12 protein-coding genes are annotated in these 15165 nt (G+C 66.0%); 9 read left to right on the top strand and 3 right to left on the bottom strand.

The window, feature by feature from the left end; translation table 11 throughout:
• Positions 1-5: 5 nt before the first annotated feature.
• The 4 genes from IE122_RS14760 (at position 6) to IE122_RS14745 (ending at position 5468) form a co-directional block, all read left to right on the top strand.
• The gene (locus IE122_RS14760) at positions 6-2387 is read left to right on the top strand and encodes an FtsK/SpoIIIE family DNA translocase (protein WP_189622015.1); all 2382 of its coding nucleotides are present in this window, start codon (positions 6-8) and stop codon (positions 2385-2387) included.
• A 186-nt stretch (positions 2388-2573) separates the two neighbouring features.
• The gene (locus tag IE122_RS14755; RefSeq protein WP_189622014.1) at positions 2574-3434 is read left to right on the top strand and encodes a hypothetical protein; all 861 of its coding nucleotides are present in this window, start codon (positions 2574-2576) and stop codon (positions 3432-3434) included.
• The gene (locus IE122_RS14750) at positions 3427-3912 is read left to right on the top strand and encodes a hypothetical protein (protein ID WP_189622013.1); all 486 of its coding nucleotides are present in this window, start codon (positions 3427-3429) and stop codon (positions 3910-3912) included. Before IE122_RS14755 ends, IE122_RS14750 begins: the two co-directional genes overlap by 8 nt.
• A gap of 227 nt (positions 3913-4139) precedes the next feature.
• Positions 4140-5468 (top strand): tetratricopeptide repeat protein, encoded by a 1329-nt coding sequence (locus IE122_RS14745; RefSeq protein WP_189622012.1) that lies wholly within the window; start codon positions 4140-4142, stop codon positions 5466-5468.
• A gap of 416 nt (positions 5469-5884) precedes the next feature.
• Here the strand turns inward: IE122_RS14745 and IE122_RS14740 are convergent, their stop codons facing one another.
• The gene (locus tag IE122_RS14740) at positions 5885-6058 is read right to left on the bottom strand and encodes a hypothetical protein (protein ID WP_189622011.1); all 174 of its coding nucleotides are present in this window, start codon (positions 6056-6058) and stop codon (positions 5885-5887) included.
• Here IE122_RS14740 and IE122_RS14735 point away from each other — a divergent pair.
• From IE122_RS14735 to IE122_RS14725, 3 genes are all read left to right on the top strand, one after another.
• Entirely contained in the window at positions 6039-7184 is a 1146-nt protein-coding gene (locus IE122_RS14735) for a L,D-transpeptidase family protein (RefSeq protein WP_189622010.1), read from the top strand. The genes IE122_RS14740 and IE122_RS14735 overlap by 20 nt on opposite strands.
• 1 nt (position 7185) lies before the next feature.
• Positions 7186-7794 (top strand): M23 family metallopeptidase, encoded by a 609-nt coding sequence (locus IE122_RS14730; protein WP_189622009.1) that lies wholly within the window; start codon positions 7186-7188, stop codon positions 7792-7794.
• A 68-nt stretch (positions 7795-7862) separates the two neighbouring features.
• Entirely contained in the window at positions 7863-9626 is a 1764-nt protein-coding gene (locus tag IE122_RS14725; protein WP_189622008.1) for a cation:proton antiporter domain-containing protein, read from the top strand.
• Positions 9627-9962: 336 nt separating this feature from the next.
• On the opposite strand, the gene IE122_RS14720 is transcribed toward IE122_RS14725, so the two are convergent.
• Complete coding sequence (locus IE122_RS14720) at positions 9963-10421, bottom strand: Lrp/AsnC family transcriptional regulator (RefSeq protein WP_189622007.1); 459 nt, start codon at positions 10419-10421, stop codon at positions 9963-9965.
• Between the two features lie 147 nt (positions 10422-10568).
• Between IE122_RS14720 and ald the strand changes: the two genes are divergently transcribed.
• Both ald and IE122_RS14710 read left to right on the top strand, forming a co-directional pair.
• Complete coding sequence (ald, locus tag IE122_RS14715) at positions 10569-11684, top strand: alanine dehydrogenase (protein ID WP_189622006.1); 1116 nt, start codon at positions 10569-10571, stop codon at positions 11682-11684.
• 89 nt (positions 11685-11773) lie between these two features.
• A complete protein-coding gene (locus IE122_RS14710; protein WP_189622005.1) occupies positions 11774-12829 on the top strand; it encodes an NAD(P)-dependent alcohol dehydrogenase in 1056 nt (351 codons plus the stop codon).
• A 218-nt stretch (positions 12830-13047) separates the two neighbouring features.
• On the opposite strand, the gene IE122_RS14705 is transcribed toward IE122_RS14710, so the two are convergent.
• The gene (locus tag IE122_RS14705; protein ID WP_189622004.1) at positions 13048-15153 is read right to left on the bottom strand and encodes a S9 family peptidase; all 2106 of its coding nucleotides are present in this window, start codon (positions 15151-15153) and stop codon (positions 13048-13050) included.
• Positions 15154-15165 lie beyond the last annotated feature (12 nt).

Raw genomic sequence — 15165 nt, 5'->3', positions numbered from 1 at the left:
AGGTCATGGCAACCCGGCCCATTGCGCCCGGACGGCGGATCGCCAAGCCGGACTGGCGCTCGGTGCTCAAGCGCTCGCTGCGCCGCGCCGGAGAGCTGGCGGCGGCAGTGCTGCTGTTCGCCGCCATGCTGTTCCTGGCGCTGGCGCTGGTCAGCTACCACCAGACCGACCCTTCGGGATCGACCGCAGCGGGCGGGATCACGCAGAACTGGATGGGTCCGGTGGGAGCTTGGCTGGCGGACAGCGCGCTGCTGCTGTTCGGGCCGGTTTCCGCACTGTTCGTGCCGCTGCTCTATGTCTTCGCCCGCAAGCTGTGGCTGCTGGTCGAGGAGGATGACAGCGAGGTGGAGCATTCGGACCAGCGCTGGTGGACGCCGGTGGCGCTGCTGGCGCTGGCGATGGTGCTGATCTCGACCGTGCTGTCGCTGCTGTTCACCCAGCCCGGCGGCACCCTGCCCGCATCGATGGGCGGGATCGGCGGCCTCCTGGGCGCGGGCGCGGTCAATGCCTTGGCCGGTTTCGCGCCCGAAGCCGGCCAGCCGTGGATACGCATCGTCGTGGCGCTGGCCTGCCTGCTGGCGGGGGTGGCGTTGGCCGGCAAGGTCTTCGCGCTCGACTGGGGACGCCTGCTGACCCTGCCCGGCCGGATCGGTGCCGGCCGCATCGCCCGCGCCGCCGCGGCGCTGCCCTCGCCCGCCGACCTGCCGTTTTCCACCCGCGAGGACGGTGCCGCCACGCCCGCCAGGCCGAAGCCCAAGGCAGAGCCCGAAGCGGCGGACCAGCCGCGCAAGGCCCCCGAAATCTCCGACCCCACGCGCCCGGCCAAGCCCGCGCAGCTTGGGGCCGAAAGTCGCCAGAAGGACCTGTTCGACAAGTACGCCCTGCCCCCGCTCGATATCCTCACCGATCCCGGCCCCAACACCAAGCCGCGGGTCGACAAGCTCAGCCTCGAACGCAACGCCCGCCTGCTCGAAACCGTGCTCGACGATTTCAACGTCAAGGGCGAGATCACGGCTGTCCGCACCGGCCCGGTCGTCACCATGTACGAGCTGGAGCCCGCGCCGGGCATCAAGGCCAGCCGCGTGATCGGCCTGGCCGACGATATCGCCCGCAACATGAGCGCGATTTCGGCGCGCGTTTCCTCCATCCCCGGCCGCACGGTGATGGGTATCGAATTGCCCAATGCCGATCGGCAGATGGTCAGCTTCAAGGAAATGGTCGCCTCCGAAGCGTTCGCCCACCACAAGGGCATGCTGCCGATTATCCTCGGCAAGGATATCGCCGGCGAACCGGTTGTGGCCGACCTCGCCACCATGCCGCACTTGCTGGTGGCGGGCACCACCGGCTCGGGCAAGTCGGTCGGGCTCAACTGCATCCTGCTTTCGCTGCTCTACCGGATGACCCCGGCGCAGTGCCGGCTGATCCTCGTCGATCCCAAGGTTCTGGAACTCAAGAGCTACGACGATATCCCCCACCTGCTCTCACCCGTGGTCACCGAACCGCCCAAGGCGGTGCGCGCCTTGAAGTGGGCGGTCGAGGAGATGGAGCGCCGCTATCGCCAGATGAGCGAGATCAGCGTGCGCAACCTTGCCAGCTTCAACGAAAAGGTCCGCGCCGCCGCCGCCAAGGGCAAGCCGCTGGGCCGGCGCATCCAGATCGGCTTCGATCCCGAAACCGGCGAGGAATTGTACGAGGATCGCCAGCTCGATTACGAGACGCTGCCGCAGATCGTCCTGATCGTCGACGAGCTGGCCGATCTCATGGTCACCGTCGGCAAGGAAATCGAAGTGCTGATCCAGCGCCTCTCGCAGAAGAGCCGCGCGGCCGGCATCCACCTCATCATGGCGACACAGCGCCCCTCCGTCGATGTCATCACCGGCGTCATCAAGGCCAACCTGCCCACCCGCATCAGCTTCGCGGTCACCAGCCGGATCGATAGCCGCACCATTCTGGGCGAACAGGGCGCCGAGCAACTGCTGGGCAAGGGCGACATGCTCTACAAGCCCAACACCGACCCGATCCGCCGCGTCCACGGCCCGTTCGTTTCCGACGAGGAAGTGGAGCACGTGGCCGACCACTGGCGCGGCCAGGGCAAGCCCGACTATGTCGACGCGGTGACCGAGGAGCCCGAGGAAGGCTCGTTCGGCTTCGACGACCTCGACGCCACCGCCTCCGACGCGCCGGAAGAGCGCAAGTACCGGCAGGTCTGCCATCTGGTGTTCGAAAACCAGAAGGTCTCGGTCTCGTGGCTCCAGCGCCAGATGGGCGTGGGCTACAACACCGCCGCCAAGTGGGTGGAACGCATGGAGCAGGACGGCTACGTCGGCCCGGCCAACCACGTAGGCCGGCGGGACATCTATCGCGACGAAAACGGCAATCCTTTGTAGCACAACCCGCGGAAACCGCCGCATTCCGCCGGTTTCCATCCAATATGGAGCGGTTTCAAAGTGTTACACGGCTCTTAACCGCACCTGTAATCGTTTTAGGCAAGCATCCCCCGCGATAACCGACCCGGGTACTAAGGGGTCGTTACAATGGGGACTGCACGGGGTTTGCCGCCATCTGGGCGGCACATGGGCGCGCTTGCCGTCGCGCTTGTTGCCGCGACATGCGCGGCATCGCCGCTGGCGGCGCAAGCTGTCGCCGGCCTGCCGGGTACAGCGGTTGCCGGCCAAGCCGGCACCGGATCGGCGTTCGAGCTGACGTTCTGGCAATCGGTCATGGGCAGCGGCGATTGCGCGCAGTACCAGGCCTATCTCGATGCCTACCCGGCCGGAACCTTCGGCGCGCTGGCCCGCGCCAAGATGGCGCAAGTGGCCGGATGCGGATCGCCGGTTCGCCCGGCGGCCGTACCGCAGGCTGCCGTGGTCCAGGCTGTCGCTCCGGTCCCGGCAGCGATCGCGCCCGCGCCCCCTCCGGTAGCACCAGCCGTAGCACCGGCCATGGTACCGGCCACCGCGAGCCCGATGCAGCCTGCCGCCGCCTCGCTCGCCGAACGCCTGACCCGGGCCAGCCAGACGGTGCTGGGCGGCCAGGCCGAGGCACCGGCGCTGCCGCCCGCGCCGGCCTTTGCCGCCGTCAGCGCGCCGGTGCCGCCCGCCCGCTTCTGCTCGGCCGAGGATCGCAACGCCTTCCACGATCGCCGCTTCGTGCCCGCGCAGCGCCAGGCGATGGAGAACAACCGCCTGGCCGTGGCGCACATGCAGGACCTGCGGCGCTTCTACGATGCCGTGGCCGCCAATCACGACGTGCCGGCGATGAACGCCTCGGCGCAGGCGGCGATCGCGTTCGATCCGGTCGCCCGCCGCTATTTCGATGACAGCGCCCGCTATCAGGCGCTGTTCCAGCAGATCATGACCGCCCCGGTCGGCGATTGCGACAAGGCAGAGCGCCAGGCCCAGGAAGATAGCGCAAAGGACAGCGCCCATGCGTAACACCACCATTCTCGCCGCCGCCGCCGCGCTGCTGCTGTCCACCACGGCGCAGGCCGCGACCTGTGCCGACAACACGGTGGTCGAAGCCTCGCGCATCCAGGAATTCCACACCGGGATGCTGGTCACGCAGATGCGCTGCCGCACCGCCGGGCTGGACTTCGCGCCCAGCCTGATCGCGTTCGAAACCGCGCTGGGCAAGCAGTTGGTCGACGCCGAACATCGCCTGACCACGCACCTCGCCGCGCAGGACGGAGCCGGGGCCCACGATCTCGACAATTTCGTCACCCGGCTGGGCAACCGCTACGGCCAGGGCCCGCTGACGCTGACCTCGTGCGCCGCGTTCCGCGATGTCGCCGATGCCCTGTCCCAGCCCGAGGCGGGCGATGCCACGCTGGCCTTCTATGCCCGCGCCATGGTCCCGACCCCGCCGCTGGCGACGCAGGCCTGCGCGGTCCAGATCGCCCGCCGCGCCCCCTGATCGCCGGGAATTCCGGTGACAGGGAAGGCGTATCGTCGGGGCCAAACCGGAAAATTATTTAGGGTTTAGGCACACCATCACTGTAATTCTCGTACCGGTTCGGCTTGCCCGACCGGGCCATTGGCTTCATCATGGACATCTATTGTTGCCGATTAGGAGCATGGGCAATGGGTGGGGTGTTCTGGTGCACAAAGGCTACAATTGCGAATAGGTTTTCTGGGCGTCGGTTGAGCGTCGCTTTCGCTTGGCTGCGCCAGGCAAGAGCCGTTTCGGCTCTCCTTCTGCTCTTAGGAACCGGCGTTGCAGATTCGGCCTATTCGCAAACACCTGCAAACGAGGACCTGCGCGTCACAAAAGCCGATATGCTTGCAATGAACGATGAAGCGGCAGCAGCAGTTTTGTACAGTGCTGCCTGCGAGGACAATGTTGCGAAGGCGTGCACCGGGCTGGGCCAAATCTACTTGGATCCCATTGATCTCACGCAGGATACGAAAAAAGGTATGATTTATCTGAATAGAGGATGCGCCGGTGGTGATGGTGGTGCATGCTTTGATTTGGCTAGAGCATTTCATAAGGGAAAGTACGGTCAGCAGCGCGACGAGAGTAAGGTACTACGATATCTTTCAGAAGGTTGTGATAAGGGCGATGGGCTTTCGTGCGCTACCCTCGGTGAGGCATATGACACTGGTGAGGGCGTCGCGCGGGACCGCGAGCGATCGCTTCAATACTATGGCCGTGCCTGCCGCGCACAAATTCCTTTAGGCTGTGAACGGGCAGGAATAGCCGCGCTTGTGAATTCTCCCGCCACCGCGTCGATCAACTCCCCGGCTTTGACTACCTCGCAGGCAACCAGTTCGCGTATCGCTTCCGCGCCGCTGCCGCCTAAGCTGATGCAGCCACAGCCTGTTCCTGGCGGCCAAAGCTATTCCCCCCCGGCAGTGTCTCAGGCCGCCCCCGTCAGACAACCTTCAAACCGCGCTCCACAAAGCGACGGGCGCTTCGCTACGGCCGGAGCATCCCTGAGTGAACCTCCCCCGACGATGACGCGAATGAAAAATCTTGCTGCACAGGGCCTGTCCGGTTTTCGCGTCGTAACTGCAACTGGGCGCGAATTGAACTTTAATCGTGTCATTACAACTCAAGTACCTGATCCATTCCGACGCCTCTCGGAGGATATTGCCAGGCGATATGCGTCGGAAGCCATTCCAGACTACTATATTAGAGAGCCCATGATTGTTGGATTTGTCAAACCACTCGTAAACGCCGGAGTGCACCAACCGGTCCTGCCTTACAAGGTGGATAGAATAGTAAGAGTAAGCTACGGCAATACATCCAGAGATTTTATAGAAGTCGCTTTTTCCGGAAATGTCCTAACCTGTTTTTACACCAGCGATTTTTCGGTCTGTGATAACAACGCGCCGCCGTCGGTCGCTGAAGGTAATCGCAGGAAGTTCAATAGGGCCGCGGGTATTGGGGAGGCCGTCGGCACTGCTGGGTGGTATCCCACAGAGGACTGCGGTAATGGCCGCCGGGCATCGAGTACCGTGGGTTGCTAGCCGGCGTGATCAAACCGGAATTGCGGCAACACCGCGTAAGGGGAGGGGCTCGAACTTTCGGCCGCCCCTTCCGCTAACCAAAATCACTCCCAATCTTGACAAATTGTACCATATAGGTTAAATCCACCACATCGGCGGGTGCGGGGAGGCGAGTGGCCTTTGTTTCCACCAACCGCCACGCGGCCGGCGTCCCCGCAGGTGGGCCGCCTGCATTCGCGGCAAGGTCTTTGCTTCCGGCGTGCCGGAAGGTTGGCGGCAGGGGAGCGAGCCCGTCCCGCCGGCGCCTCGCCTGCAGGGCCGAGTTGGCGGGTTTCGTGCTTCCCCCGCCGCCGTTCGCACTGAAGAAGCGCCAGCCACGCCCGTCGCGCCGGGCACCCGACGCCGGCCGCGCCGCCGTGCCCTTTCTCCTTGAGGCGTTATCCCCGCGTTCGCCGGCGGGCGATCAGCCGCGCCCATCCGCCGCGCGCGATGGTGCCGACCCCGCCGCTGGCCGCGCAGCCATCGACGACGCGGCGCGTTAGATCCTCGAACAGCGGCGGCCCGCTTGCGCCGCCGATGGAGAGATCGTCGATGCGTGCCTGGCTGCCCACCCTTCCCCTTGTTGCGATGCTGACCGCCTGCAACATGGCCCCGAACAAGTCCGACACCTCCGACGGGACGCAAGCCGAGCGCCCGGCCGCGCCCGCGCCCGATCCGCTCGCCGCGCACGACCCCCGGCCCGGCGAACCACTGCCCCCGGCTCAGGCCGACGACAGGCCACGCCCGGTCATGCAGATGCAGGTGGTGCTCGATCGGCTGGGCTTCACGCCCGGCGTGATCGACGGAGCCGAGGGCCTGTCCACCCGCAACGCCATCGCCGGCTTCCAGGAAGCGCACGATCTGGACGTCACCGGCAAGATCGACGACGCCACCCTCGCCGCGCTCAGGCCCTGGGCCAATATCCCGGCGACGCGGGTGGTGACGATCCCGGCAGACTTTGCCGCCGGCCCCTTCGCCCCCACCCCGCCCAAGCCGGAGGATCAGGCGAAGCTGCCGGCGCTGGCCTACCAGTCGCTTGACGAGAAGCTGGCCGAGCGCTTCCACACCACGGTCGCCGTGCTGCGAACCCTCAATCCGCAGCCGGGTGCCCGGCCCGCGCCGCCGCTGCCGCCCGGCGTCTCCGAAGACGCCCGCAGCACCTTCCGCGCCGGCCAGCAGATCCGCGTGCCTAACGTCGGCCATGATCGCACCGATGCCGCCCGCGTGAACGACGCGGCCTGGCTGGGCACGCTGCGCATGCTGGGCGTCAGCACCGATCAGCCCGAAGCGGACAAGATCGTCGTCAGCAAATCGAAGGGGACGCTGAAAGCGTTCGACAAGCAGGGCAAGCTGGTGGCGATGTACACCGCGACGATGGGATCGCGCCACGATCCGCTGCCGCTGGGCGAATGGAAGGTCAACGGCCTCGCCCGCAATCCGGACTTTGTCTACAATCCCAAGCTGTTCTGGGACGTGTCGGACGACAAGCAGAAGCTTCACCTGCCGCCGGGGCCCAACGGCCCGGTGGGCGTCGCCTGGATCGATCTGTCCAAGGAACACTACGGCATTCACGGCACACCCGAACCGGCCACGATCGGCCGCGCCGAAAGCCACGGCTGCGTCCGGCTGACCAACTGGGACGTGGCCCGGCTGGCGCAAATGGTCCACCCCGGCACCCAAGTGCTGTTCGAGGCCTGAGATGGAGCCGCGCTGGCAACTGCAGGCACGCGCGGTGGGGACGACGTTCCTGCTGACCACGCTGTTCTGGTTCGGCGTCGGCGGCTGGCTCTACATGCGGCAGACCGGCAGCCACATCCCCGCGCCCGCCGGCCTCGCCGCGCCGCCGGCCAACGCGCAGGACGGCTCGGACTGGCACATCCCGGTGGCGGGCGTCCGGTTCGACCAGTTGACCGACACCTTCTCCCAAAGCCGCGAGGACGGCGCGCGCCGGCACGACGCGCTTGACATCATGGCCCCGCCCGGCACCCTCGTCACCGCCGCCGCGCCGGGCACGGTGGAGAAGCTGTTCACGTCGGCCGATGGCGGCAACACGATCTACATCCGCTCGGCCGACCGGCGCACCATCACCTATTACGCCCACCTCGACAGTTACGTGCCCGGCCTTGCCGAAGGGCAGCGGCTAAACGCCGGTGCCCCGCTCGGCCGCGTCGGCACCACCGGCAACGCCAGCCCCGACGCCCCCCACCTGCACTTTGCCGTCTGGCACATCGACCCCGAACGGCAGTGGTACGACGAGGCGAGCCCCGTCAATCCATACGATCTGCTGCGGCCGGGGACGGCACGGTAGCTTCCCTCTTCGGCGCATTGCCCCTACATGGGGGCGAGTCCCCCCGGTCCCCCTCGCGAAAGTCATTGATGGAACACCAGACCCAGGCCTTCCTGCTGCGCGACGGCGTGCTTCTGCTGGGGACCGCGCTGATGTTCGTGCTGCTGTTCCGCCGCCTGGGCCTCGGTGCCACGCTGGGTTACCTCTTGGCGGGGGCGGTGCTGGGCCCCTACGCGCTCGGCCTGATCGGCGATCCGGAAAGCAAGATCGGCATCGCCGAACTGGGCATCACCCTGCTGCTGTTCATCGTCGGGCTGGAACTCGCCCCGCCGCGGCTGTGGCGGATGCGGCACGAAATTTTCGGGCTGGGCCTGTTGCAGGTGGCGCTGTGCGGGCTCGCGATATCGGCGGTGATCCATTATTCGGTGCACTTCAGTTGGCAGGCATCGCTGGCGCTGGGACTGCCCCTCGGGCTTTCCTCCACCGCGCAGGTGCTGCCGCTGCTGCAGAGCGCCGGGCGGCTGCACACCCCGTTCGGCGAGCGGTCTTTCGCGATCCTGTTGTTCCAGGACCTGTCGATCATCCCGCTGATCACCATCATCGCGGCGATGAACCGCAACCCCAACCTGCCCGAAGGCCCGCCGGGATGGCAACTGGTGCTGATGACGCTGGCCGCGCTGGCCGGGCTGATCGCTGCCGGGCGCTTCGTCATCCGGCCGATGTTCCGCCTGATCGGCAATCTGGGCGAGCGCGAGATGTTCGTGTTCGCCGCCTTGTTCACCGTCATCGCATCGGCCGCGCTGATGCAGGCGCTGGGCCTGTCGACCGCGCTGGGCGCGTTCGTCGCCGGGGTGATGCTGGCCGACAGCCCCTATCGCCATGAACTGGAGGCCGATGTCGAACCGTTCCGCTCGATCCTGCTGGGCCTGTTCTTCATGTCGGTCGGGATGATGCTGGACCTTTCGGCGATCGCCCTGCGGCCGATGTTCGTGGTGTCGATGGCGCTGGCGCTGATCGTGGTAAAATCGGCAGTAATCTTCGGCCTGGGCCTGGCGTTCCGGATGAACTGGCGCGGCGCGCTGGCGCTGGGCCTGCTGCTGAGCCAGGGGGGCGAATTCGGCTTCGTGCTGTTCGCGCAGGCCACCCAGTCGTGGCTGATCTCGCCAGAGGCGGCCAGCCTGTTCAGCGCCATCGTCACCCTGTCGATGGTCACCACGCCGTTCCTGATGATGGCGACGCGCCGCATCCGCGAATTGCCGGCGCTGAAGGAAGAGCGCGAGGGGCCGCAGCCGGACGGGGCCACCGCGCTGATCGTCGGCTATGGCCGGTTCGGGCAGACCGTGGCGCAAGTGCTGATCGCCGCCGATATCGAAGTGACGCTGATCGATACCGACATAGAGATGATCGATGTGGCCAGCGGCTTCGGAGCCAAGGTCTATTTCGGAGACGGCACCCGGATCGACATGCTGCGCCAGGCTGGCGCGGGGGAAGCGGCGCTGATCGTGTTCTGCATCGATGGCGATCAGCTTTCCGACAGCCTGCTCCACGCCGTGCACGAAACTTTCCCCCAGGCGGAAATCCACGCCCGCGTGTTCGACCGGCGCGCGCTGCTGCGGCTCAAGGATACCCCGGTGCGATCGGTCGCGCGTGAAGTCATGGGTTCGGCGATCACGCTGGCGCGCAATGCCCTGGATGGCCTTGGCGTGTCGCTGGAAGACATCGACCGCGCCGAAGCGATGTACCGCGCGCGTGACAAAGAGCGCCTGTCGATCCAGTACGAATCCGGCGACCTGCGCGCCGCGCACGACCGCATCCTCACCCAGCCCAGCCGTGAACCGCACGGGCGGACGTGAGGGGCGGCGGCCGTGTGAGGGGTCTCGACTACGCTCGACACGAACGGGTAAGTAGCTGGTATCCCACACCATTCGGCATGTAAATTCGTCACCCTGAACTTGTTTCAGGGTCCATCCCTCGGTTTATACCGCCGAGGGCGGAGGGGCGAATTCGGGTCTAGATTCTGATGACATCATCTCCCCTCCCCGGCGGGGAGGGGCTGGGGGAGGGGGAGCGATGCCGAAAGGCGGCGCGTCTACCCTCGCGGCGGGACACCCCCCTCCCAGCCTCCCCCCTGAAGGGTGGAGGAGCAAGCGATGCACTCCAACGTCATTAACTCTAGGGTGACCAGCCCCCTAACCCGGCACCGAATACCCCTCGAAGCGCTTGATCCGGCGCAGCGAGAAGCTGGTGCGCATGGCGGAGACGCCCGGCAGCCGGGCCAGGCAATCGCGGTGGATACGGTCATAGTGGTCGAGGTCCAGCGCCGCGACCCGCAACTGATAGTCGGCGCTGCCGCTCATCAGGTGGCATTCGAGGATATCGTCGAAATCGCCGACGGCCCTTTCGAACCGGTCCATCGCCTCGCGGCTCTGGCTGGTCAGGGTGATCTCCACGAAGACTTCCACCGTCAGTCCGATCCGGCGCGGATCGACGCGCGCGGCATAACCCAGGATCAGCCCCTCCTCTTCCAGCGCGCGGGTGCGCCGGTGGCAGGCCGAGGGTGACAGGTTCACCAGCGCGGCCAGATCGGCGATGGATCGCGACGAATCGGCTTGCAGCGCCGTCATGATAGCGCGGTCAGCGCGATCCATGGTGAAATTTCCCTACATTCTGCGATGTTCCGGATAATATTCCCGATCAGGGCGCGCGCAAGCCGCAATTTCGGGGAAACATTGCGCGGTTCTGCCCGTATTATCGGAGGCATCGAAATCCTCGCACCATCGAGAAGGGCCAAGATCATGCGCGTCGGAACCGTTCGGGAAATCAAGAACCACGAATATCGCGTCGGCCTGACCCCCGAAAGCGTCCACGAACTGGCCGCGCACGGCCACGAAGTGTGGGTCGAAGCCGGGGCCGGCGAAGGCATCGGCTCGACTGATGATGCTTATAAAGCCGCCGGCGCGCAGATCGTCGCCAGCGCCGCGGAGGTGTTCGCCGGGTGCGAGATGGTGGTCAAGGTCAAGGAGCCGCAGGCGGCCGAGCGCGCCATGCTGCGCGAAGGGCAGATCCTTTACACCTACCTCCACCTCGCCCCCGATCCCGAACAGACCGCTGACCTTGTCAAGTCGGGCGTTACCGCCATCGCCTATGAAACGGTCACCGGGCCGGGCGGATCGCTGCCGCTGCTGAAGCCCATGAGCCAGGTGGCCGGACGCATGTCGATCCAGGCCGGCGCGACGGCCCTGGAAAAGGCTCATGGCGGGCGCGGCGTGCTGCTGGGCGGCGTGCCGGGCGTGCTTCCGGGCAAGGTCGCGGTGATCGGCGGCGGCGTGGTGGGGTTCAACGCCGCGCAGATGGCGGTGGGCCTCGGAGCCGATGTCACCATTCTCGATCGCAGCCCCGAAGTGCTCGAACGGCTGGCGATCCATTTTGAAGCGCGCGCCAAGACCCGCTTCTCCAGCCGCGCCAACCTGGCCGAGACGGTGGCCGAAGCCGATCTGGTAATCGGTGCGGTGCTGATCCCCGGTGCCGCCGCGCCCAAGCTGGTGACCCGCGAAATGCTGGGCACGATGAAGAAGGGCGCGGTGCTGGTCGATGTCGCCATCGATCAGGGCGGCTGCTTCGAAACCAGCCACGCCACCACCCACGCCGACCCGACGTATGTGGTGGACGGCGTGGTCCATTACTGCGTGGCGAACATGCCCGGCGCGGTGGCGCGCACCAGCACTTATGCGCTGAACAACGTCACCCTGCCCCATGCCCTGCGTATCGCCGATCTCGGCTGGAAGGCGGCGCTGGCCAGCGATCCGCACCTGGCCGCAGGGCTCAACGTCCACGCCGGGCAGGTCACTTATGAAGCGGTCGCCCGCGACCTGGGGTATGACTATGTGGCGGCGGACAGCCTGCTCGGCTGAACACCGACGGTTGGCATAAGCTGAGCAAATGGTTAGTCCTTGGCGATCCGGGCGCGCACGGTTGCGCGTCCGCCCCCCTGGAGACTGCCATGACCACTGCCCACGCCTGGGCCGCGCACGCCGCCGAAACCCCCTTCGCGCCGTTCAGCTTTGAACGCCGCGAACTCGGCCCGCATGATGTGCGGATCGATATCCTTCACTGCGGCGTGTGCCATTCGGACATCCATTTCTCCAAGGGCGAGTGGGGCGATCCCCGCTACCCTTGCGTGCCCGGGCACGAGATCGTCGGCCGAGTCAGCGCGGTGGGCAGCTCGGTCACCGGTTTCGCGGTGGGCGATCTGGCCGGCGTGGGATGTCTGGTAGACAGTTGCGGGGCCTGTCCGTCCTGCGGCGAAGGTCTGGAGCAATATTGCGAGAACGGCGCGACCGGCACCTATAACAGCACCGAGAAGCAGACCGGCCTGCCTACGTACGGCGGCTATTCGAACTTCATCGTGGTGCGCGAGGATTTCGTGCTGCGCATCAACCATGGCGAGCCGGACCTGGCGGCGGTGGCCCCGCTGCTGTGCGCCGGCATCACGGTGTGGTCGCCTTTGCGGCACTGGCAGGCCGGGCCGGGCAAGACGGTGGGCATCGCCGGGATCGGCGGGCTGGGCCACATGGGCCTGAAACTGGCCCATGCGCTGGGCGCGCGGGTGCTGGCCTTCACGACATCGCCGGCCAAGGCAGACGAAGCACGGCGGCTCGGCGCGGACGAGGTGGTCAACGTGCGCGATGCCGACGATCTGGCGCGCCATGCCGGCAGCGTGGACCTCATCGTCAACACCGTATCCGCCCACCAGGACCTGTCGCTGTTCACCCGCCTGCTGCGCCGCGACGGTACGCTGGTACTGGTGGGCGCGGGCGAACAGCCGACCTATCCCAACTCGTTCGATTTCCTTGCCCGACGCATCAGCCTGGCCGGATCGGCGATCGGCGGCATCGCCGAAACGCAGGAAATGCTCGATTTCTGTGCGCAGCACGGCATCGTCGCCGATATCGAACAGATCGCCATCCAGCAGGTGGACGAGGCTTACGAGCGCATCCTCGCCAGCGACGTGCGCTATCGCTTCGTCATCGACATGAGCACGCTACCGGCGGGGTAAGCGCCCAGCCTTTCACGCCCGTGACCTGCGCCGGCATGTCTCGACTTCGCTCGATAAAAACTCATAGCCCTCTCCCCTTCAGGGGAGAGGGTTGGGAGAGGGGGATGGCACCGCTTCGCCCCCTCACTACTCCGGCTAGGCGGACAAGCCGCCAAGCCTGCGTATCTCTCCCCTGAAGGGGAGATAGCGACATGACCCAAAGATATTGAGGCGCGGTATCAGGCCTCAACACCCAACTGCCACAGGATGAACGCGAACTCCTCCGCCGTTTCCTTGAGGCTTTCGAAGCGGCCGGACTTGCCGCCGTGGCCTGCGCCCATGTTGGTCTTGAAGATCAGTTCGTTGCTGTCGGTCTTGGCGTCGCGCAGCCGGGCGACCCATTTCGCCGGCTCCCAATAGGTCACGCGCGGATCGTTGAGCCCGGCGGTGACCATCAGCGGCGGATAGGCCTGTGCCCGCACCTGATCGTATGGCGAATAGGACAGGATCAGATCGAACGCGGCCTTGTCCTCGATCGGGTTGCCCCATTCGGGCCATTCCGCCGGGGTCAGCGGCAGTGTCTCGTCCAGCATGGTGTTGAGGACGTCGACGAAGGGCACGTGCGCGACGACCGCGCCCCACAGGCCGGGATCGGAATTGACCACCGCGCCCATCAGTTCGCCGCCCGCCGATCCGCCCGAAATGCTGATGCGCCCGGCAGCGGTGTAGCCGCGATCGACCAGCCCTTTGGCGGCATCGACGAAATCGTTGAAGGTGTTGGTCCGCCGTTCCAGCTTGCCCGCCTTGTACCACGCCCGGCCAAGGTCATCGCCGCCCCGGATGTGGGCGATGGCATAAGCGAAGCCCCGGTCCACCAGGCTCAGCCGGCTGGTCGAAAAGCCCGGCTCGATGGCGATCCCGTAAGCCCCGTAGCCGTAAAGATGCAGCGCCCCGCCGGCGGCGCGATCCTTGCGGTAGACGATCGAGACCGGGATGGCGGTGCCATCGCGCGCCGCGATTTCCAGCCTTTCGGTAGTATAGAGATCGGCGTCATAGCCCGAGGGGATTTCCTGCACCTTGAGCGTGCGGAAACTGCGGGCGGCGACATCGTATTCCAGCACCGAAGCGGGGCGGACCATCGATTCGTAGCTCATGCGCAGGTGCGTCATGTGCCATTCCGGGTTCGAGCCGAGCCCGGCGGTGTAGCTGGCCTCGGGGAATTCCACCGGCTCGATCCGCGCCGGATCGTCGTAATAGCGCACTTCCACCCGATCGAGCCCGGCCAACCGCCCTTCGACAACGTAGAAATCGCGAAACAACCCGAAGCCGGTCAGATAGAAAGCATCCGAGCCTTCGATCAGGGTAGTCCATTCGCCCGGGCTGGCGAGCGGCGCGGTGGCGAGGCGGAAGTTTTCGTGGGTGTCGTTGGTATGGACGTAAAGCACGCCATCGCGTTCATCGACGTCATACTCGACCCCGGTACGGCGCGGCGCGACGAGGATCGGCGGGGCCAGCGGATCGTCGGTCTGGAACAGCCGGACCTCGCTCGTCTCGTGGTCCGAGGTGGCCACGACCAGCCACTTTTCGTTCGCCGAAAGCGAGGCACCGACGCGGAAGGCGTCATCATCTTCATGGTACAGCTCGACATCGTCTGCGAGCGGGCGACCCAGCCAGTGCAGCCGGGCGTTATCGGTCCGCCAGCCGTCGTTGACCAGCGAGTAGACCAGCGCCTTGTCCTGCGCGACCCAGACCAGCCCGCCCAGTGTGCCGGGAATTTCGTCAGGCAGGATCGCGCCCGACACCAGATCCTTGAAGTGGACGGTGTAACGCTCTGATCCGTTATCATCGTAGGAATAGGCGAGCAGCTTGCCGTCTGCGCTGGTGGCCAGATCGCCGAGCGAGAAATAGTCCTTGCCCTCGGCCAGTACGGCTTCATCCAGGATCAGCACATCGGCGCTGCCATCCTCGGCACTGCCGACCGGGCGACGCCACCATTTCTTGTATTCGGCCCCTTCCTCGTATTCGATCCAGTAAAGCCAGTCCCCATCCTTCTGCGGGACCGACTTGTCGGCTTCCTTGATCCGCCCGCGCATCTCGGTGAACAGCGCTTCGATCAGCGGCTGGTGCGGGGCCATGCGCGCCTCAAACCAGGCGTTCTCCGCCTCAAGATGGCCGAGCACTTCATTATTGGTGACTTGGGGATAGCCGGAATCGCGCAGCCAGGCGTAATCATCCGCGACGGTCGTGCCATGCAGGGTGAAGCTGTGCGGGCGTTTTGCTGCGACGGGGGGGCGCTGCGCCGCGTCGGCCGATTGGGTCAGGGTGGAATTGGTCATCGCTCGCATCTATGTTGCAGG

The sequence above is a fragment of the Novosphingobium colocasiae genome, assembly GCF_014652555.1.
GTDB classification, from domain to species: Bacteria; Pseudomonadota; Alphaproteobacteria; order Sphingomonadales; family Sphingomonadaceae; genus Novosphingobium; species Novosphingobium colocasiae.
Note: the sequence above shows the minus strand (reverse complement) of the source record. Positions and strands in the feature narration are given on the sequence as shown.

Coding starts and splice junctions, on each gene's coding strand:
- IE122_RS14705 (WP_189622004.1), bottom strand. CDS start 15,153: ATGCGAGCGATGACCAATTCCACCCTGACCCAATCGGCCGACGCGGCG.
- IE122_RS14750 (WP_189622013.1), top strand. CDS start 3,427: ATGCGTAACACCACCATTCTCGCCGCCGCCGCCGCGCTGCTGCTGTCC.
- IE122_RS14735 (WP_189622010.1), top strand. CDS start 6,039: ATGCGTGCCTGGCTGCCCACCCTTCCCCTTGTTGCGATGCTGACCGCC.
- IE122_RS14730 (WP_189622009.1), top strand. CDS start 7,186: ATGGAGCCGCGCTGGCAACTGCAGGCACGCGCGGTGGGGACGACGTTC.
- IE122_RS14710 (WP_189622005.1), top strand. CDS start 11,774: ATGACCACTGCCCACGCCTGGGCCGCGCACGCCGCCGAAACCCCCTTC.
- IE122_RS14755 (WP_189622014.1), top strand. CDS start 2,574: ATGGGCGCGCTTGCCGTCGCGCTTGTTGCCGCGACATGCGCGGCATCG.
- ald (WP_189622006.1), top strand. CDS start 10,569: ATGCGCGTCGGAACCGTTCGGGAAATCAAGAACCACGAATATCGCGTC.
- IE122_RS14725 (WP_189622008.1), top strand. CDS start 7,863: ATGGAACACCAGACCCAGGCCTTCCTGCTGCGCGACGGCGTGCTTCTG.
- IE122_RS14760 (WP_189622015.1), top strand. CDS start 6: ATGGCAACCCGGCCCATTGCGCCCGGACGGCGGATCGCCAAGCCGGAC.
- IE122_RS14720 (WP_189622007.1), bottom strand. CDS start 10,421: ATGGATCGCGCTGACCGCGCTATCATGACGGCGCTGCAAGCCGATTCG.